Below are 16,941 nucleotides of genomic sequence, written 5' to 3' on the forward strand. Positions count from 1 at the left end.
CAATGGTTACGGCGACATGACGTGCGGGATAGCGGGGGGCGGCTCGAAGGGGTTCCGGGCCGCGAGGACGCCGGTACGGCCACGTCCCGCCCCCCGTGGCGGGACGTGGCCGTACCGGCGGGGTCCGGCCTCAGGCGGCGCGGCGGCGCAGTACGGCGTACGCGGCGGTGGTGACGGCGGCGGCGAGGGCGAGGACCATGCCGGTCGCGGCCAGATGCAGGGGCCAGAATCCGGTCCGCGGGCCGCGCAGCGGCTGCCACAGGTCGCGCAGGCACATCCGCAGGACCAGGGCGGCGGCACCGGCCACGGCCAGCGCGGGCAGGGCCCGGCGCAGGGCGAGGCCGGCCAGCGCGCCGGCGGCCAGGGCGAACAGCACGAGCGCGGGCAGCAGCGGGCCGCGCGGCACGAAGACGCGGTCCCAGGTCCAGTTGGTGACCAGGACGTCCTGGTCGGCGGACCAGACCTGGCCGAAGACCAGGGCGAGCAGCGCGCTGCCGGCGAGCAGCGGCAGCGCGGCCGCGGTCAGCTTCGCGGTCAGCCAGCGGGCCGGGGTGACGGCCTGGGTCCACACCAGCCGGGCGGTGCCGGACTCCAGCTCGCGGCCGATCAGCGCGGCACCGGCCCAGGCGGCCACCGCGCAGGGGGCGTAGCAGAGGGCGTCGCCCAGGAAGTTCATGACGTTGCCGGTGTCGGTGAACGCGGTGTACGAGTAGGCGCACCACCTGGTGGCGCAGGCCCGGTCCCGGGGCGCCGCGGACTGGTGGACCCAGAGCAGCGCGCCGGCCACGAGCAGCACGAAGGCGGTCCAGGCGAGCAGGGCCGGGCGGTGCAGCCGCAGCAGGGTGCGGCGGGTGGCGGGGCGGCGGCCGGCGGGGCGGCCGGGGGCGAGGGCGCTGGTCATACGGCGGCCTTCCGGGTCGCGGTGGTCTTCGGGGCCCGGCCGGCCGGCCCGGTCAGCCGGCGCAGGGCCAGGAAGCAGCCGAGGGCGAGCAGCCCGGCGGCGGCCAGGAGCAGCGCGCCGGTGGTGAGCTGGAGGGGCCAGAAGTGGGCGTAGGGGTGGTAGCTGTTCCAGTGGCCCGTGAGGTCGGCGTACGCGGCCTCGCACTGGGCGGAGGAACCGCACGGGGGGACCGGCACATGGGCGCCGGAGCGGGTGACCATGCCCTGGTCGACGACGAGGCCCGAGCCCACGAAGCCCTGGTCCATGCCGGAGACGCGGGTGACCGGGGGCCACAGGTGCGGCAGCGCCAGCTCGGTCGCGCCGCGCAGACCGGCGGTGACCAGGGTGCCGGCGATCAGCGCGGGCAGGGTGCGGCGGAGCAGCAGGCCGGCGAGGGTGCCGGCGGCGAGCCCGGCGAGGGCCAGGGCGAGGAGGGCGGGGCCGCCGGCGTGGAAGGTCGTGCGGTCGTACCAGTCCTTGGCGGTGTCGATCCGGCCCCGGCCCGCGGTCCAGGCGGCGTGGTGCAGCCAGGCGAGCAGGGCGCACCCGGCGGCGACGGCGACCGCCGGCACGGCGAGGCGCAGCGCCAGCCAGCGCACCGGTGACAGTCCCTGTGTCCAGGCCAGCCCGGCCGTGCCGGACTCCAGCTCGCGGCCGGTGAGCGCGGCCCCCGCCCAGGCGGCCACCAGGAAGGGCAGTGCGTTCACGGCGAGGGTGCCGTAGGTGGAGAAGTCCTTGTAGCGGAGGATCGCGGCCTGGTCGTAGCCGCACCTGGCCGTGGAGCGGCAGGCGTCGTACTGGCGCCAGCCCTCGGCCGCCGCGTCGGCGAGCGGGCCGTGCAGGGCGAGCAGCAGGGCGGCCAGGGCGAGCACCAGGCAGGTCCACGCGTACAGCGCGGGCCGGTGCAGGCGCAGGATCCAGCGGGTCAGGCGCGGTGTCCCGGCGTCCCGCCGTACGGCTGCCGGCCCGGTCAGGGCGGTGGTCATGCGGCACGCTCCGCGGGCAGGCTCGGTGCGCCGGGGTTGCGCAGATGGGCGAGGACCAGCTCCTCCAGGGAGGGCGTGGCGGTGCGCCAGTCGCCCGTGACCGGGCCCGCGGGGCGGATCAGCGCGGTGAGCTGGCGGCCGGTGACCCGGGACTCGACCACGGTGTGCGTGTCCAGCCGGGTGGCCTCGGCGGCGCCGGTCACCCGCAGATGGGCGGCGAGCAGCTCGTCGATCTCCCCGGCCAGCCGGATCCGGCCGTCGCCGACCAGCAGCAGATGGTCGCAGGAGTCCTCCAGCTCGGCGACGACGTGCGAGGACATCACGATGGTGGTGCCGTACTGGGCGGCGTCGGCCATCAGCGTGCCCATCAGCTCGTGCCGGGCCAGCGGGTCGAGGTCGGCCATCGGCTCGTCCAGGAGCAGCAGCTCGGGCCGCTTGCCGAGGGCGAGGGCGAGCGCCACTCGGGTGCGCTGGCCGCCGGAGAGGGAGCGGACGCGGGCCCCGGGGTCCAGCGCGCCGCCCGCGACGACCCGCTCGGCGGTGGCCGCGTCCCAGTGCCCGGGGTTGAGGTCGGCGCCCATGCGCAGCGTCTCGGCGATGGTGAGCTGCGGGTACAGCGGCTTGTCCTGGGCGACGAAGCCGACCCGGGGGCGGGCCGCCGCCGGGGTGGTGCCGAGGACGCTCAGGCCGCCCTCGGTGGGGGTGGTGAGCCCGGCGGCCAGGGCCAGCAGGGTGGACTTGCCGGCGCCGTTGGGGCCGACGACCGCGCACACGCGTCCGGCGGGCAGCGTGAACGAGCAGTCACGCAGCGCCCACGCTCCCTGCGGCCCCCGGCCCCGTCCGGGCAGGGCGAGCCCCCACCGCCGGCCGAACCGTTTCCCCAGAGCCTCGGCCCTCAACGCCGGGTGGCTGCTCATGTCGGGTCTCCCTGGAAGTGCTTGTCGAGTACGGCAGTGAAGAGTGCGGCCACGTCGTCGCGGTCGAGTCCGGCGGCGCGGGCGCGGTCCGCCCACTCCTCCAGTTCGCCGCGGAGCGGGGAGTCGGCGGGGGCGGTGCCGAGGGAGCGCCGCACGAAGGTGCCGAGCCCGCGCCGCGCCTCCACCAGACCCTCGCGCTCCAGCTCGCGGTAGGCCTTCAGAACGGTGTTGGGATTGATGGCGGTGGCCTCCACCACCTCGCGCGCCGTGGGCAGCCGGTCCCCCGGTTCCAGCAGGCCGAGGCGGAGGGCCTGTTTGGTCTGCTGGACGATCTGCACATAGGTGGCCACGCCGCTGTGCCGGTCGATGCGGTACTCGACCATCGGTACAACCACCCTTTCACTAATTGAGTAGTGAAAGGGTGGTGTAAAAGAGGGGCGGCCGTCAACACGGCCGCCCCTCCTGTACGGGAATGTCAGGTTTCGGTGCGGTACATCAGGTCCGTCTCATGGACCGTGAAGCCCAGCCGCTCGTAGACCGTCACCGCCGCCTTGTTGTCCGCGTCGACGTAGAGCATCGCGGTGGGCAGCTGCTGGGCGGCCAGATGGCGCAGCCCGATCGTGGTGAGCGCCTTGCCGAGGCCGCCGCCCTGCTCGCCGGGCCGCACCCCGAGGACGTACACCTCGCCGATCCCCTCCTCGGCGTGCACCTTGGTCCAGTGGAAGCCGATCAGCTCGCCGCGCCGCTCGGCGAGGAAGAACCCGGCCGGGTCGAACCACGGCTGGGCCTTGCGGTCGTCGAGGTCCCGCTGGACCAGCGAGCCCTGCTCCGGGTGGTGGGCGAAGGCGGCGGCGTTCACCGCGAGCCAGGCCGCGTCGTCCTTGCCGGGCACGAAGGTGCGCACGGTCACGCCCTCGGCGAGGGCCGGCTCGGGCAGGTCGAGGCCGTCCAACGGCCGCCGCATCTGGCGCAGTTCGCGGAAGAGCGTGAGGCCGAGCACCTGGGCGAGATGCCGGGCGGCGGGGTGGCCGCCGTGCGCCCACACCCGCAGCCGCTTGCCGGAGGCGGCGAGCAGGGCCGCGCCGAGCGCCCGGCCGTGTCCGTGCCCGCGGTGCGCGGGATGCACGACCAGCTCGGCGGCCGGCGCCTCCACCGGGTCGGTGTCCTCCAGCTGGGCGTAGCCGACGAGTTCGCCGTCCGCGGCCAGCAGCAGATGCGAGACGCCCTCGCGGGCACCGCCGCGCAGCTGCAGCCGGCCCTGCTCGGACACCGGCTGCTGCCCGTCGATCCGGGCGGCCTCGCCGAGCAGGCTCAGCACGGCCTCGGCCCGGTCCGGAGTGAGCGCGGAGTAGGTCTCGATGGAACGGGCGGGGAGGCCCCGTACGGTGTCGTCGCTGCTCATGCGTACGAGGGTACGGCGCGGCCGGGGTGAAGTCCCGGTACCCCGGGCGCGAGCGGCGCTATCCGGCCCGGCGGGGGGACCGGCAAAGGAAAGGGCAAAGGGAAACCAGGATGTAACCCTGAACCCCCTGTCGTGCTACGCGCGTTGACCCTAGGCTGCGCCGAGCCACCACAGCCGACCCACAGGGGGGTTCCATGACCGTCGTGCCCCGGCGCACCAGACGCCGTACCTCTGTCCTTCTCGCGTCGGCGGCCGGCCTCGCCACGGTCGCCGCGCTCGCCACCGCCCTTCCGGCGGACGCCCACGAGAGCCACCGCCACCACCACCGTCCGGGCCGCTACCAGGACGTCCAGCTGCTGTCCTTCAACGATCTGCACGGCAACCTGGAGCCGCCGGCCGGCTCCTCGGGCCGGGTCAGCGAACTCCAGCCGGACGGCACGACGAAGACGATCGACGCGGGCGGCGCCGAGTACCTCGCGACCCACCTCCGCCAGGCCCGCAAGGGCCACCCGTACTCGATCACGGCGGCCGGCGGCGACATGGTCGGCGCCTCCCCGCTGCTGTCGGGCCTCTTCCACGACGAGCCCACCGTCGAGGCCCTCAACAAGCTGGACCTGGACGTCACCTCGGTCGGCAACCACGAGTTCGACGAGGGCGCCAAGGAGCTGGCCCGGCTGCAGAACGGCGGCTGCCACCCGACGGACGGCTGCTACACGGACAAGAAGTTCAAGGGCGCGGACTTCCCGTACCTGGCCGCCAACGTCCTGGACCAGAAGAGCGGCAAGCCGATCCTGAAGCCGTACTGGGTCTGGAAGAAGAAGGACGTCAAGATCGGCTTCATCGGGGTCACCCTCGAAGGCACCCCGGACATCGTCTCCGCCGACGGCGTCAAGGGGCTGTCCTTCAAGGACGAGGTCGAGACGATCGACAAGTACGCCAAGGTGCTCCAGCGCCAGGGCGTGCAGTCGATCGTGGCCCTCATCCACGAGGGCGGCTTCCCGGCCTCGGGCGCGTACAACTACGACTGCGACTCGGCGGGCGCGGGCAGCGGCATCTCGGGCCCGATCGTCGACATCGCGAAGAACGTGACGCCCGCCGTCGACGCCCTGGTCACCGGCCACACCCACAACGCGTACGTCTGCACCGTCCCCGACCCGGCGGGCCGCCCCCGCATGGTCACCTCCGCGGCCTCCTTCGGGCGCCTGTACACGGACACCACGCTGACCTACGACCGCCGCACCGGCGACATCGCGCGTACGGCCGTGAAGTCCGCGAACCACGTGGTCACCCGGGACGTCCCCAAGGCCGCGGACATGACGGACCTGATCTCCCGCTGGAACACCCTGGCCGCCCCGATCGGCAACCGCCCCATCGGCTACGTTGCCGCCGACGTCGACAACACCGGCACCGAGTCCCCGATGGGCGACCTGATCGCCGACGCGCAGCTCGCCCACGGCCGTGAACTGGACCCGAGGACCAGCCTCGCCCTGATGAACCCGGGCGGCGTCCGGGCCGGCCTGACCTATCCGGCCAAGGGCGCCGAGGGCGACGGCGTGGTCACCTACGCCGAGGGCTTCACCGTCCAGCCGTTCGCCAACACGGTGAACCTCCAGGACTTCACCGGTGCCCAGCTGGTCCAGGTGCTCAAGGAGCAGGTGAGCGGCGCCAACGCGGCGGCCCCGAAGATCCTGCAGCCGTCCGCCGGGCTCACCTACACGCTGGACCTCACCAAGTCCGGCGCGGACCGCGTGGTCACCGGCTCCATCCGGCTGAACGGCGCCGCGATCGACCCGGCGGCCACCTACCGGGTCGCCACCAACAGCTTCCTCGCGGGCGGCGGCGACGGCTTCCCGACGCTGGGCCAGGGCACGGGCGACCTGGTGGGCTCGGACGACCTCACCGCGCTGGCGAAGTACCTGACGGCGAACTCGTCCGCCGCCAACCCCCTCACCCCGCCGAAGGCCGACCGGATCACCGTCGTGCGGTAGGGCCCGGGTACCGTCCCTACGGTTCCGAAATGCCCCTGACATTTCCTGTCAGGGGCATTTTAGGTCTGCCTCCTGGAGGCGCGTCACGGTCGTACGAACTTCACGGAGGACGTCTTGTTGTCGAAGTGGTTGTTCGTCAGGTCCTTGTCCGAGCTGTCGGAGTGCGCCGCATAGCCCGAACTGCCGGAGCAGTTCTTCGCGTCGTAGAAGAGGACCCTGGCAGTGGAAGGGTTGCTCATGGAACTCGCCTTGTTGTTCAGGTCGGCTGATATGTTCCTGCATTCCCCCACGTGTGGTTCCTGGAGCACGTTTATGCCCCAGTGCTTCCCCCCGAAGTCGTCGTGCTCCCACACGCAGAAGAAGTAACACCGCGCTTCGGCCGCGCCGGCGTTCGGCGCCGAAGCCATGATGCCGGCCGCGCTCAGCGACAATGCGGTAAGAGTGCTGGCAGTGGCGGCGAGTAAGCGTTTCACCTGTGTGCCTCCTATGAGAACTTCGCGAGATCGCGATGACTCTATGCAGATCGAGGCGGTGGCACACGCGTATATTTGGACAGTCTTTTCGGCGGGAAAGTGCTATCGCCGACCGAACGGCGCAATAGCGCCAGTCGTCGCGCCTGCTGGTGCCATCGCGTTCTGAAGGCGTAATAACGCCGGCTGCCCGCCGCGTATGCAGCCCGAAAAGAATTACGGCATCTCCGGCGGCGGGGTCGGTGCCCCCGGCAGTCGTACCGTCGCCACCGTGCCGCCGCCCTCCGCGCGGGCCAGCACGACCTCGCCGCCCGCCTCCCGCACCGTACGGGCGACGATGGCCAGGCCCAGCCCTGAGCCGGGCAGCGCGCGGGCGTCGGGGGAGCGCCAGAACCGGTCGAAGACGTGCGGGAGTTCGTCCTCGGGGATGCCGGGGCCGTGGTCGCGGACGGTGAGCACGCCGTCGGCCAGGCCCACGTCGATCGTGCCGCCCTCGGGGCTGAACTTCACCGCGTTGTCGAGGACGTTGACGATCGCCCGCTCCAGCGCGGAGGGCTCCGCCCGGACGAACCAGGGCTTCAGTTCCGCGGTGATCGACAGCTCGGGCCCGCGCAGCCGGGCCCGGCCCAGGGCCGCCTCCACGGTGTCCTGGAGGTCGACCACCTGGACGCGCTCGCCGCGCTGCCCCTCCGAGCGGGACAGCTCCTGCAGATCGCCGATCAGGGCGCCCAGCTCGGTCATCTGCGCCTTCACCGAGGCCAGCAGCGCCTTGCGGTCCTCCGGCGGCAGCGGGCGGCCCGTCTCCTCGCTGCGGGTGAGCAGCTCGACATTGGTCCGCAACGACGTCAGGGGCGTCCGCAGCTCATGGCCGGCGTCCGCGATCAGCTGCTGCTGGAGCTCCCGGGAGCTGGCCAGCGAGGCGGTCATCGAGTTGAACGACCTGGAGAGCCGGGCGACCTCGTCCTCGCTGACGTCCTCCACCGGGATCCGGATGGTCAGATCCTCGGTCCTGGCCACGTGCTCCACGGCCTCGGTGAGCTTGTCGACCGGGCGCAGCCCGGCCCGCGCGACCGCGAGGCCCGCGGCACCGGCGCCGATGACCCCCACGCCGGAGACGAGGAGGAGGACCAGGGCCAGGTCATTGAGGGTGTTGTCGGTGTTCTTCAAGGGAACGGCGGTCATCAGGGCGGCACCGGGGTACGCCTGCGCTCCGTTGTCCGTGAGGACCACGAGCGGCACCGTGAGGATGCGGACGGCATTGCCCTCGGTGTCCGTTCCGTTGCGGAGGATGCCGCCCTGGCCGCGGTCCCGTCCGATCACCGCCCGGTCGGCCGCATCGGTCTTCAGCACGCCCGCGGAGGCCGCCGAGACACAGCTCGTGCCGTCGTCCCTGATCAACTGGGCATAGGCGGTGTCGTGGGCCCGCAGGCTGTCGTAGGTGGCCTGGGTCGGCCTCTTCGGGCAGGCGGTCAGCAGATCGGCCGCCTGCCCGTACGGCACCGCACGCGGCGACGAGTTCTGCAGATCCTTGTCGACCAGCTCGTACAGCTTCCGCTCCACGAGGAACCAGCAGGTCATGGAGACCGCGGCCACCGCGAACGCCACCGCCGCCGCGACCAGCATCGCGAGCCGCGCCCGGATCGGCAGCGCCCGGTAGCGGCGGGCCAGCCGGTTCACTCCGCGCCGCCCTGCCTGAGGACGTAGCCGACGCCGCGCACGGTGTGCACCAGGCGCGGCTCGCCGCCGGCCTCGGTCTTGCGGCGCAGGTACATCACATAGACGTCGAGCGAGTTGGAGGACGGCTCGAAGTCGAAGCCCCACACCGCCTTCAGGATCTGCTCACGGGTGAGCACCTGGCGCGGATGTGCCATGAACATCTCCAGCAGGGTGAACTCCGTGCGGGTCAGTTCGACCTGCCGCCCGCCGCGGGTGACCTCCCGGGTGGCGAGGTCCATCCGCAGGTCGCCGAAGGTGAGCGCCTCGTCCTGCTGGGCCTCGGCGGACACCGCCGCCGCGTACGAGCTGCGGCGCAGCAGGGCGCGGATGCGGGCGAAGAGTTCGTCCAGTTCGAAGGGTTTGACCAGGTAGTCGTCGGCGCCGGCGTCCAGACCGGTCACCCGGTCGCCGACCGTGTCGCGGGCGGTGAGCATCAGGATCGGGGTGGTGTCCCCCGCACCCCGGATCCGGCGGGCGGCCGTCAGGCCGTCCATGCGCGGCATCTGGATGTCCAGGACGACCAGGTCCGGCCGGTAGGCCGCGGCCTTCTCCAGGGCGTCCGCGCCGTCGACGGCGGCCTCGGTGTCGTACCCCTCGAAGGCGAGGCTGCGCTCCAGTGCCTCGCGTACGGCCGGCTCGTCGTCGACGATCAGGATGCGCTGGGGGTCACGGTCGCCTTCGGCGGGGCTCATCGCTCGCGATACCTCGGGGTGCGGTGGGGGCGGATGGTCACGGTGCCTCTCAGCGTGCCACGTCGGGCGGCCCGGGGGAGGGACACGCGGGCCGGTCAGGCCCGGACCGTGCTCAGCCGGTGCAGCGGCACCCGGCGGCGCCGCAGGTGCGGGCGGTCGGCGGAGGTGCGCAGGCCCATCATCTGGGGGACCGGGGTCACGGTCACCTCCGGGGCGCGCGGTGCCGGGACCGGCACGTGCAGCTGGGACACGATGGACAGGGCCAGGGTGATGCCGGCCGGACCGCGTTCGGTCATGTGGTGGGGAACGTGCTTGATCATGACCTGCTCCTTGCTGACGTGCGCCGAAGCCGGCTCGCGCCGCACTTCCGCGCGGGGGGTGTCAACTGCCCGAGCCCGCCCGAAGCTTGGCGAGGTCGGACTTGACGGTGTCGATCGGGATGGCGAAGCCGAGGCCGATGCTGCCCGCGTCCGAGGACGAGGACGCCTGCGAACCCGACGAGTACATAGCGGAGTTGATGCCGACGACATGGCCGCCGGCGTCGATCAGCGCCCCGCCGGAGTTGCCGGGGTTCAGCGACGCGTCGGTCTGGATGGCCTTGTACGTGGTCGTGGAGGAGCCCGTGTCGCCGTTGAACTCGCGGCCGCCGAACTCGAACGGCCACTGCCCGCGGCCCTGGCCCTGGTCCTGCCCCTGGCCCTCGTCGGTGGAGACGGTGACGTCCCGGTCGAGGGCGGAGACGATGCCGCTGGTCACGGTGCCGGTCAGGCCCTCGGGGGAGCCGATGGCGATGACCGAGTCGCCGACCTGGACGGAGCCGGAGTCGCCGAGCGCCGCGGGCTTCAGCCCGGAGGCGCCCCGCAGTTTGATCAGCGCGAGGTCCTTGGAGCTGTCGGTGCCGACGATGTCGGCGGTGTAGCTCTTGCCGTCGCTGGTGCGCACCTTGACCGAGCTGGCGCCGGAGACGACGTGGTTGTTGGTGACGATCTCGCCGTTCGAGGTGACGACCACACCGGAGCCGGTGGAGGAGCCGCCCGCGAGGGTCGCGTTGACCTCGACCACGCTCGGGCTGACCGCCGCGGCGATCGCGGCGACGTCGCCCTTCTTGCTGGACGGCACCACGGTGGTGCTGCTGCCGGCGCTGGCCACGGTGTCCTTGCCGGCCAGTTCCTGGAAGGCGTACGCCGTGCCGCCGCCGACCGCAGCCGCGACGATCGCGACCGCCGCGAGCAGGGCGACCGGGCCCCGGGGGCGCTTCTTCGGCTCGGGGGCCGGCGCCGCCGCCACCGTCGGGGGCTCCTGCGGCAGGGGCGGCCACTCGGGGTTCACGGGAGCGGAGTAGCTGTGCTGCTGGGCGTACGTGCCCTGCGGGGCGTACGTGCCCTGCGGGGCGTACGCGCCCTGGTGGGCGTCACCCTGCGGGGTGCCGTACTCGTACTCGCCGCTGCGGCGGATGCTCTCGGTCATGACAAGAAGACTCCCCCGTGACCATGAGAGCTTCCTGAGGGCTCCCTGAGAAGCCCGGCAGAACCTCGTTTGCCCGATATAAAGGCCCGCGGCGGGCCTGGCGGGAGCGGTCAGTCCACGCAGCCGCAGCTGGAGCGCACCACCAGCCGGGACGGGAACGTCTTCAGCCGCTCGCGCCGCGAGCCGGGGATCCGCAGCCCGTCGTCCAGCACCAGGTCGACCGCGGCCCGCGCCATCGCCGAGCGGTCCGAGGCGACCGTGGTCAGCGGCGGATCGGCGAGCGCGGCCTCCTTGATGTCGTCGAAGCCGGCCACCGCCAGCTGCCCGGGCACGTCGATGCGCAGCTCGCGCGCGGCCCGCAGCAGGCCGATCGCCTGGTCGTCGGTGGAGCAGAAGACCGCCGGCGGCCGGTGCGGCCCGGCCAGGACGTCCAACGCCACCCGATAGGCGTCGTAGCGGTTGTACGGCGCCTCGAACAGCCGGCCCTCGATGGACAGACCGGCCTCGGACATGGCCCGCTTCCAGCCCTCGACGTGGTCGGAGACCGGGTCGCCGACGGCCGGGGTCTGCGCCGTACCGCCCATACAGGCGACGTACGGGTAGCCGTGCTCCAGGAGATGGCGCACGGCGAGCTGGGCGCCGCCCAGGTCGTCCGTCACCACGGCCACGTCGTCGATGGCCTCCGGACGCTCGTGCAGCAGCACCACGCGGGCGTCCCAGGCGTCGATCTCGGCTGCGGCGAGGTCGTTCAGGGCGTGCGAGACGAGGATCAGGCCCGAGACGCGCATGCCGAGGAAGGCGCGCAGATAGTGGACCTCGCGTTCGCCGATGTAGTCCGTGTTCCCGACGAGGACCATCTTTCCGCGCTCGGAGGCGGCCTGCTCGACCGCGTGCGCCATCTCCCCGAAGAAGGGCTGGCGGGCGTCCGGGATGATCAGGCCTATGAGGTCGGTGCGCCGGGAGGCCATCGCCTGGGCGACCCGGTCGGGGCGGTACCCCAGTTCCTTGATCGCGGCGAGGACACGCTCGCGCGTGGCCGGGGCGACCGGCCGGGGTCCGTTGTTGATGACATAGCTGACGACGGCGGTGGAAGTCCCCGCCAGCCGTGCCACATCATCCCGAGTCACCTTGGCCACGCGCGGAGTCTACGCGGATTGACCCCCTCCGGGCAGGGCGTATCGCATGGCGGCCGGGCCCGGACCGGACCGGCCCGGGCGCCCCCGTGCGGCGGCTACGCCTCGGCGTGGACCTCGGTGCCGGCCGGCACGGCGGATGCGTCCGCATCTTCCGGCTTTGCCCGGGCCGCCTTGGCCTTGGCGTCCTCGCCGGACCGGTCGCCCTTCTCGGGCGTAACGAATCGATAACCGACGTTGCGCACGGTGCCGATCAGCGATTCGTGCTCCGGGCCGAGCTTGGCGCGCAGCCGCCGTACGTGCACGTCGACGGTCCGGGTGCCGCCGAAGTAGTCGTAGCCCCACACCTCCTGCAGCAGCTGGGCGCGGGTGAAGACCCGGCCCGGGTGCTGGGCGAGGTACTTCAGCAGCTCGAACTCCTTGAAGGTGAGGTCGAGGACGCGGCCCTTGAGCTTGGCCGAGTAGGTCGCCTCGTCCACGGAGAGGTCGCCGTTGCGGATCTCCATGGGGGAGTCGTCGTTGACGATCTGCTGCCGGCCCATGGCGAGCCGCAGCCGCGCCTCCACCTCCGCGGGGCCCGCGGTGTCGAGCAGCACGTCGTCGATGCCCCAGTCGGCGGTGACGGCGGCCAGGCCGCCCTCGGTGACGACGAGGACCAGCGGACAGCCGGGGCCCGTGGAGCGCAGCAGCTGGCACAGGCTGCGCACCTGGGGCAGATCACGTCGGCCGTCGACCAGGATGACGTCGGCGCCCGGGGTGTCGACCAGGGCGGGTCCTTCCGCCGGAGCCACCCGCACGTTGTGCAGGAGCAGGCCGAGGGCCGGAAGCACCTCCGTCGACGGCTGGAGGGCGTTGGTCAGGAGCAGCAGAGAACTCATACGTCTGTTTCCTCCTCGGTCCCTGCGAGGACGTGTGCGGTACGGCACTGCTCTGCGATCCCGAAGGCCCCGTACACCGGCGGTCACCTGTGGTTTCCCGCTTCGTATACAACGCTTCCGAAAGCACGAAAGGACCCGGGGGCTACGCTGCCCGAGTCCTCTGCCCAGCAGAATAGCCCACATGAGCAATCGCCGGGCAGGTCAAGAGGCGCATTCCACCGTTCGTCCGCATGGCGAGACATACAGACGTGCCCCTATCCGGACGTTCCTGCACACGGCCGACGGAATTCCGATCGATTCCGTATACGACCCGGGTGCGGCCGTATACGAAGCCGTTTCCGATGCGCCGGACGCCTCCTCTTCTCCCTCCCGTGACCTGGTGTTCGTGGTCGCCCACGGCTTCACCGGGGACGTGGACCGGCCACATGTGCGACGGGTGGCGGACGTGCTGCGCGGTTACGGCGCCGTCGTCACCTTCTCCTTCCGCGGCCACGGACGCTCCGGCGGCCGGTCCACGGTCGGCGACAAGGAGGTGCTGGACCTGGCCGCCGCCGTGGAGTGGGCGCGCGGCCTCGGGCACGCGCGCGTGGTGACCGTCGGCTTCTCCATGGGCGGCTCGGTGGTCCTGCGGCACGCGGCCCTGCGCCCCGGCACGGCCGACGCGGTGATCTCGGTGAGCGCGCCGGCCCGCTGGTACTACCGGGGCACGGCCCCCATGCGCCGGCTGCACTGGCTGGTCACCCGGCCCGCGGGCCGCCTGGTCGGCCGCTACGGCCTGCGCACGCGCATCCACCACCGGGACTGGGACCCGGTCCCGCTCTCCCCGGTGCAGGCGGTCCCGCGGATCGCCCCGACCCCCTTGCTGATCGTGCACGGCGACCGCGACGGCTACTTCCCGCTCGACCACCCCCGGATGCTCGCCGAGGCGGCCGGCGGGCACGGCGAACTCTGGGTCGAACCGGGCATGGGCCACGCGGAGCACGCGGCGCAGGACGCCCTGGTGGCCCGGATCGGGGACTGGGCGGTGTCGGCGGCGGGCTAGCCTGACCCCACACTGTCTTTGACTTTTCTTGCCGTCGATTGAGGATTCAGATGCCCAAGGTCACGGTGCGCTACTGGGCCGCCGCCAAGGCCGCGGCCCGGATCGCCGAGGAGCCGTACGAGGCGGAGACGCTGGCCGGCGCGCTGACCGCCGTGCGCGCGCGCCACCCCGGTGAGCTCACGCGCGTGCTGCAGCGATGCTCCTTCCTCGTGGACGGCGACCCCGTCGGGACCCGCGCGCATGAGACGGTACGGCTGGCCGAGGGCGGCACGGTCGAGGTGCTCCCGCCGTTCGCAGGAGGGTGAGCGATGACCAACCAGCCCTATCAGGGCGGCCCCTACGAGGGCTACGACCCCTACCAGCAGCAGTGGCCGGGGCACGAAGCGCCGTACGGGCAGCAGCCCGGCCAGGACCCGGAGCCCGCCCAGCAGTGGCAGGGCCAGACCTGGGAGACGCAGACGCACGCGCCGGTGCAGGCGGCGGAGACGGCGTACCTGCCGCGGCAGGAGGCCCAGCCCGCCCAGCCGCAGTACCCGCAGCAGGCGTACCCGCAGCAGGCATACACGCAGCAGCGCTACGAGCAGTCCTCCTATCAGGAGCCGCAGGGCCAGCAGGGCCAGTACCAGCAGCAGCCGCACCAGCCGCAGCCGCAGCAGCCGTACGCTGACCAGCAGTACTCCGGTCAGCAGTACGCGGAGCCCTACGCGCCCGCCGCGGCGCCGGAAGCCGGACCGGCGGCCCCCGGACCGCAGGTGGCGCCGGCCCCCGGACCCGCCGCCGAGTCGGTGACCGGGCCGGCCTACGGCCCCGCCACCCTCGCCGGCAACGCGCGCATCACCGACGCCCAGCGGGCCCGCCTCGAGGGCCGTTCCCCGGTCATAGAGCCCGGCATGCAGCCGGCGCTGCTCACCGCGCTGCTCGGCCTGCTGCTGGCCGCGGCGGCGCCCCTCGCCTCGTACGCCCTCGCCGTGCCGCTGGTGGCGCTCCAGGCCGTGACGGCCGCCGGCTGGTTCCGGCTGAACGGCATGTGGCCCGCCCGGCAGGGCATCGCGCTGGCCTTCGCGGGCGCGCTGACCGCCGACGTGGCGGTGCTGGCGGCGGGCCGGAGCCACGCCCTGGTGGCCATCCTCGGCTCGCTCGGCCTGTGGGTCCTGCTCTCCCTCGTCCTCCAGCTCCGCTCGCACGCCTCGCCGGACGAGCGGATGTACGGCCTGATGGCGACGGTCGCCTCGGCGGCGTTCGCGGTCCTGGCCACCGGCTACCTGGCCGCCGACCCGCACGCGGTGTCCGTCGGCGCCGCGGCGGTCGCGGTGGCGGTCCTGGCCCGTGCCCTGCCCCTGCCGGGCCCGGCGTCGGTCGTGGTCGCGCTGCTGGCGGCGGCGGGCGCGGGGATCGCCGTGGGCGGCATGACCGGCTTCGGCGCGAAGGGCGCGCTGCTGGGCGGGGCCGCCGGGGCCTGCGCCCTGATCGGCCACCGGACGGCGAGCTACGACTACCCGTCCCGCTTCGTCCACTTCACGGCCGGCGTGGCGCTGCCCCTGTCGGCGGCGGCACCGGTCGTCTGGGTCCTGGGGCGCGCACTCGGCTAGCCGCCGGGGCGCGGGCGGCCGGTCCCGGGAGGGGCGGGCCGGCGCCGCGCAAGCAGACGGAAGGGCCGCATCCCCGCCGGTGTCCAACCCAGGGGATGCGGCCCTCCGCCGTCACCGAGCCCGTACGGGCCCGCTCAGACCGCGATGGCGACCTCGGACAGTCCGCCCTGCTGGGCGACGACCGTACGGTCCGCCGTGCCGCCCGGCACCAGGGCGCGAACGGTCCACGTGCCCTCGGCCGCGTAGAAGCGGAACTGCCCGGTCGCGGAGGTGGGCACCTCCGCGGTGAACTCGCCGGTCGAGTCCAGGAGGCGGACGTAGCCCGTCACCGGCTCGCCGTCGCGCGTCACCTGGCCCTGGATCGTGGTCTCACCGGGCTTGATCGTCGAGGCGTCCGGGCCGCCGGCCTTCGCTCCGCACATGCTGTCTCTCCAGAGGGGTCTGACCGGAACGCCGGTCGGGTGGGTTACTTGTTGGCGCCGAGCTCGATCGGCACGCCGACCAGGGAGCCGTACTCGGTCCAGGAGCCGTCGTAGTTCTTGACGTTCTGGACGCCGAGCAGCTCGTGCAGCACGAACCAGGTCAGGGCCGAGCGCTCACCGATGCGGCAGTAGGCGATCGTGTCCTTGGCGAGGTCGACGCTCTCCTCGGCGTACAGCTCCTTCAGCTCGTCGTCCGACTTGAAGGTGCCGTCGTCGTTGGCGTTCTTCGACCACGGGATGTTGCGGGCGCTCGGCACGTGGCCCGGGCGCTGCGACTGCTCCTGCGGCAGGTGGGCCGGGGCGAGCAGCTTGCCGGAGAACTCGTCGGGCGAGCGGACGTCGACCAGGTTCTGCGAGCCGATCGCGGCGACCACGTCGTCGCGGAAGGCACGGATCGAGGTGTCCTGCGCCTTGGCCTTGTAGTCGGTCGCGGCGCGCTCGGGCACGTCGGAGCCGTCGACCAGCTCGCGGGCGTCCAGCTCCCACTTCTTGCGGCCGCCGTCGAGCAGCTTGACGCTGTCGTGGCCGTACAGCTTGAAGTACCAGTAGGCGTACGACGCGAACCAGTTGTTGTTGCCGCCGTAGAGGATCACCAGCGTGTTGTTGGCGATGCCCTTCTTCGACAGGAGCTTCTCGAAGCCCTCCTGGTCGATGAAGTCGCGGCGGACCGGGTCCTGGAGGTCCTTGGTCCAGTCGATGCGGATCGCGTTCTTGATGTGGTTCTTCTCGTAGGCGGACGTGTCCTCGTCCACCTCGACGATCGCGATGGTCGGGTCGTCCAGGTGCTCCTGGAGCCAGTCGGCGTCGACCAGGACGTCGCTGCGGCTCATGCTCGTTCTCCTCCGGGGCAGGTGCGGCGGGGCGTGCGGGTAGCGAGGGGCGCGCGCTCGATGCACGGAGCGGCGCGGGGGTGCCCTGAGCGCAGGGCGGGGGTGAGACGCGGGAGCCCGGGGCTTCCGCTCAGAAGGGGCGACAGAGCATGGCGGCAACGCGGCACAGGTCCACTGCCCGCCGCTTCGTGAGATCCGCCTGACGCTTCATGGGCTCGATCGTAGGGACGTCCGGGCGGACATGTCACCGGGGTGTCATATGGCGAGACGCGATCGTCCGAATGGCGGGATGAAAAGGGCCCGGATGGCCGTCACGGGCCTTCCGGGCGCTCGGGGGCGTCGGGGGAGCTGCGCTGCGGACGGTGCCGTCTCGCCAGTCGGACAATCGGTGTCCAGACCGGCGGGCCCC

19 protein-coding genes are annotated in these 16,941 nt (G+C 72.7%); 4 read left to right on the plus strand and 15 right to left on the minus strand.

What is annotated here, in order from left to right:
• Positions 1–130: 130 nt before the first annotated feature.
• The 5 genes from ACF073_RS15295 to mshD all read right to left on the minus strand — a co-directional run bounded on the left by ACF073_RS15295 (position 131) and on the right by mshD (position 4,245).
• Positions 131–901, minus strand: a complete 771-nt coding sequence (locus tag ACF073_RS15295; RefSeq protein WP_392070065.1) for a hypothetical protein — start codon at positions 899–901, stop codon at positions 131–133.
• Complete coding sequence (locus ACF073_RS15300) at positions 898–1,926, minus strand: ABC transporter permease (RefSeq protein WP_392070067.1); 1,029 nt, start codon at positions 1,924–1,926, stop codon at positions 898–900. The genes ACF073_RS15295 and ACF073_RS15300 overlap by 4 nt, the downstream gene beginning before the upstream one ends.
• The gene (locus tag ACF073_RS15305; protein ID WP_392070069.1) at positions 1,923–2,843 is read right to left on the minus strand and encodes an ABC transporter ATP-binding protein; all 921 of its coding nucleotides are present in this window, start codon (positions 2,841–2,843) and stop codon (positions 1,923–1,925) included. The genes ACF073_RS15300 and ACF073_RS15305 overlap by 4 nt, the downstream gene beginning before the upstream one ends.
• The gene (locus ACF073_RS15310) at positions 2,840–3,226 is read right to left on the minus strand and encodes a GntR family transcriptional regulator (RefSeq protein WP_392070071.1); all 387 of its coding nucleotides are present in this window, start codon (positions 3,224–3,226) and stop codon (positions 2,840–2,842) included. Before ACF073_RS15310 ends, ACF073_RS15305 begins: the two co-directional genes overlap by 4 nt.
• Before the next feature lie 92 nt (positions 3,227–3,318).
• Positions 3,319–4,245 carry a mycothiol synthase gene (gene mshD, locus ACF073_RS15315; RefSeq protein ID WP_392070072.1) on the minus strand — a complete coding sequence of 309 codons (927 nt, stop codon included), beginning with the start codon at positions 4,243–4,245 and terminating at the stop codon, positions 3,319–3,321.
• 194 nt (positions 4,246–4,439) lie between these two features.
• Here mshD and ACF073_RS15320 point away from each other — a divergent pair, with 194 nt between their 5' ends.
• Positions 4,440–6,233, plus strand: coding sequence for a bifunctional metallophosphatase/5'-nucleotidase (locus ACF073_RS15320; protein WP_392070074.1), 1,794 nt, complete (start codon positions 4,440–4,442; stop codon positions 6,231–6,233).
• A gap of 83 nt (positions 6,234–6,316) precedes the next feature.
• Here the strand turns inward: ACF073_RS15320 and ACF073_RS15325 are convergent, their stop codons facing one another.
• The 7 genes from ACF073_RS15325 to ACF073_RS15355 form a co-directional block, all read right to left on the minus strand.
• Positions 6,317–6,640, minus strand: a complete 324-nt coding sequence (locus tag ACF073_RS15325) for a peptidase inhibitor family I36 protein (RefSeq protein WP_392070958.1) — start codon at positions 6,638–6,640, stop codon at positions 6,317–6,319.
• A gap of 279 nt (positions 6,641–6,919) precedes the next feature.
• A complete protein-coding gene (locus ACF073_RS15330; RefSeq protein WP_392070076.1) occupies positions 6,920–8,380 on the minus strand; it encodes a sensor histidine kinase in 1,461 nt (486 codons plus the stop codon).
• Positions 8,377–9,111, minus strand: a complete 735-nt coding sequence (locus ACF073_RS15335) for a response regulator transcription factor (protein WP_392070078.1) — start codon at positions 9,109–9,111, stop codon at positions 8,377–8,379. The genes ACF073_RS15330 and ACF073_RS15335 overlap by 4 nt, the downstream gene beginning before the upstream one ends.
• Before the next feature lie 95 nt (positions 9,112–9,206).
• Positions 9,207–9,431 (minus strand): hypothetical protein, encoded by a 225-nt coding sequence (locus ACF073_RS15340; RefSeq protein ID WP_392070080.1) that lies wholly within the window; start codon positions 9,429–9,431, stop codon positions 9,207–9,209.
• 61 nt (positions 9,432–9,492) lie between these two features.
• Positions 9,493–10,578, minus strand: coding sequence for a S1C family serine protease (locus ACF073_RS15345; protein WP_392070081.1), 1,086 nt, complete (start codon positions 10,576–10,578; stop codon positions 9,493–9,495).
• A 110-nt stretch (positions 10,579–10,688) separates the two neighbouring features.
• A complete protein-coding gene (locus tag ACF073_RS15350; RefSeq protein WP_392070083.1) occupies positions 10,689–11,714 on the minus strand; it encodes a LacI family DNA-binding transcriptional regulator in 1,026 nt (341 codons plus the stop codon).
• A gap of 95 nt (positions 11,715–11,809) precedes the next feature.
• Positions 11,810–12,589 (minus strand): winged-helix domain-containing protein, encoded by a 780-nt coding sequence (locus ACF073_RS15355; protein ID WP_392070085.1) that lies wholly within the window; start codon positions 12,587–12,589, stop codon positions 11,810–11,812.
• Between the two features lie 181 nt (positions 12,590–12,770).
• Between ACF073_RS15355 and ACF073_RS15360 the strand changes: the two genes are divergently transcribed.
• The 3 genes from ACF073_RS15360 to ACF073_RS15370 are packed head-to-tail and all read left to right on the plus strand — an operon-like array spanning position 12,771 to position 15,220.
• Positions 12,771–13,631 (plus strand): alpha/beta hydrolase, encoded by an 861-nt coding sequence (locus tag ACF073_RS15360; protein ID WP_392070087.1) that lies wholly within the window; start codon positions 12,771–12,773, stop codon positions 13,629–13,631.
• A 50-nt stretch (positions 13,632–13,681) separates the two neighbouring features.
• Positions 13,682–13,936 carry a MoaD/ThiS family protein gene (locus tag ACF073_RS15365; RefSeq protein ID WP_392070088.1) on the plus strand — a complete coding sequence of 85 codons (255 nt, stop codon included), beginning with the start codon at positions 13,682–13,684 and terminating at the stop codon, positions 13,934–13,936.
• A gap of 3 nt (positions 13,937–13,939) precedes the next feature.
• The gene (locus ACF073_RS15370) at positions 13,940–15,220 is read left to right on the plus strand and encodes a hypothetical protein (RefSeq protein ID WP_392070090.1); all 1,281 of its coding nucleotides are present in this window, start codon (positions 13,940–13,942) and stop codon (positions 15,218–15,220) included.
• Positions 15,221–15,354: 134 nt separating this feature from the next.
• Here ACF073_RS15370 and ACF073_RS15375 read toward each other — a convergent pair whose 3' ends face one another.
• The 3 genes from ACF073_RS15375 to ACF073_RS15385 form a co-directional block, all read right to left on the minus strand.
• A complete protein-coding gene (locus ACF073_RS15375; protein WP_359621824.1) occupies positions 15,355–15,642 on the minus strand; it encodes a DUF1416 domain-containing protein in 288 nt (95 codons plus the stop codon).
• 44 nt (positions 15,643–15,686) lie between these two features.
• Positions 15,687–16,532, minus strand: coding sequence for a sulfurtransferase (locus ACF073_RS15380; RefSeq protein ID WP_392070092.1), 846 nt, complete (start codon positions 16,530–16,532; stop codon positions 15,687–15,689).
• 130 nt (positions 16,533–16,662) lie between these two features.
• Positions 16,663–16,743, minus strand: a complete 81-nt coding sequence (locus ACF073_RS15385; RefSeq protein WP_350751515.1) for an Ms5788A family Cys-rich leader peptide — start codon at positions 16,741–16,743, stop codon at positions 16,663–16,665.
• Positions 16,744–16,941 lie beyond the last annotated feature (198 nt).

Origin of the sequence: Streptomyces sp. NPDC015171, from assembly GCF_043079545.1 — a bacterium.
Taxonomy (GTDB): Bacteria; Actinomycetota; Actinomycetes; order Streptomycetales; family Streptomycetaceae; genus Streptomyces.

Bases quoted from the DNA above. Each gene is read 5' to 3' on its own strand.
- ACF073_RS15375 (WP_359621824.1), bottom strand. From the start codon at position 15,642: ATGTGCGGAGCGAAGGCCGGCGGCCCGGACGCCTCGACGATCAAGCCC.
- ACF073_RS15380 (WP_392070092.1), bottom strand. From the start codon at position 16,532: ATGAGCCGCAGCGACGTCCTGGTCGACGCCGACTGGCTCCAGGAGCAC.
- ACF073_RS15355 (WP_392070085.1), bottom strand. From the start codon at position 12,589: ATGAGTTCTCTGCTGCTCCTGACCAACGCCCTCCAGCCGTCGACGGAG.
- ACF073_RS15345 (WP_392070081.1), bottom strand. From the start codon at position 10,578: ATGACCGAGAGCATCCGCCGCAGCGGCGAGTACGAGTACGGCACCCCG.
- ACF073_RS15320 (WP_392070074.1), top strand. From the start codon at position 4,440: ATGACCGTCGTGCCCCGGCGCACCAGACGCCGTACCTCTGTCCTTCTC.
- ACF073_RS15365 (WP_392070088.1), top strand. From the start codon at position 13,682: ATGCCCAAGGTCACGGTGCGCTACTGGGCCGCCGCCAAGGCCGCGGCC.
- ACF073_RS15305 (WP_392070069.1), bottom strand. From the start codon at position 2,843: ATGAGCAGCCACCCGGCGTTGAGGGCCGAGGCTCTGGGGAAACGGTTC.
- ACF073_RS15360 (WP_392070087.1), top strand. From the start codon at position 12,771: ATGAGCAATCGCCGGGCAGGTCAAGAGGCGCATTCCACCGTTCGTCCG.
- mshD (WP_392070072.1), bottom strand. From the start codon at position 4,245: ATGAGCAGCGACGACACCGTACGGGGCCTCCCCGCCCGTTCCATCGAG.
- ACF073_RS15370 (WP_392070090.1), top strand. From the start codon at position 13,940: ATGACCAACCAGCCCTATCAGGGCGGCCCCTACGAGGGCTACGACCCC.
- ACF073_RS15325 (WP_392070958.1), bottom strand. From the start codon at position 6,640: ATGGCTTCGGCGCCGAACGCCGGCGCGGCCGAAGCGCGGTGTTACTTC.
- ACF073_RS15385 (WP_350751515.1), bottom strand. From the start codon at position 16,743: ATGAAGCGTCAGGCGGATCTCACGAAGCGGCGGGCAGTGGACCTGTGC.
- ACF073_RS15340 (WP_392070080.1), bottom strand. From the start codon at position 9,431: ATGATCAAGCACGTTCCCCACCACATGACCGAACGCGGTCCGGCCGGC.
- ACF073_RS15335 (WP_392070078.1), bottom strand. From the start codon at position 9,111: ATGAGCCCCGCCGAAGGCGACCGTGACCCCCAGCGCATCCTGATCGTC.
- ACF073_RS15295 (WP_392070065.1), bottom strand. From the start codon at position 901: ATGACCAGCGCCCTCGCCCCCGGCCGCCCCGCCGGCCGCCGCCCCGCC.
- ACF073_RS15310 (WP_392070071.1), bottom strand. From the start codon at position 3,226: ATGGTCGAGTACCGCATCGACCGGCACAGCGGCGTGGCCACCTATGTG.
- ACF073_RS15300 (WP_392070067.1), bottom strand. From the start codon at position 1,926: ATGACCACCGCCCTGACCGGGCCGGCAGCCGTACGGCGGGACGCCGGG.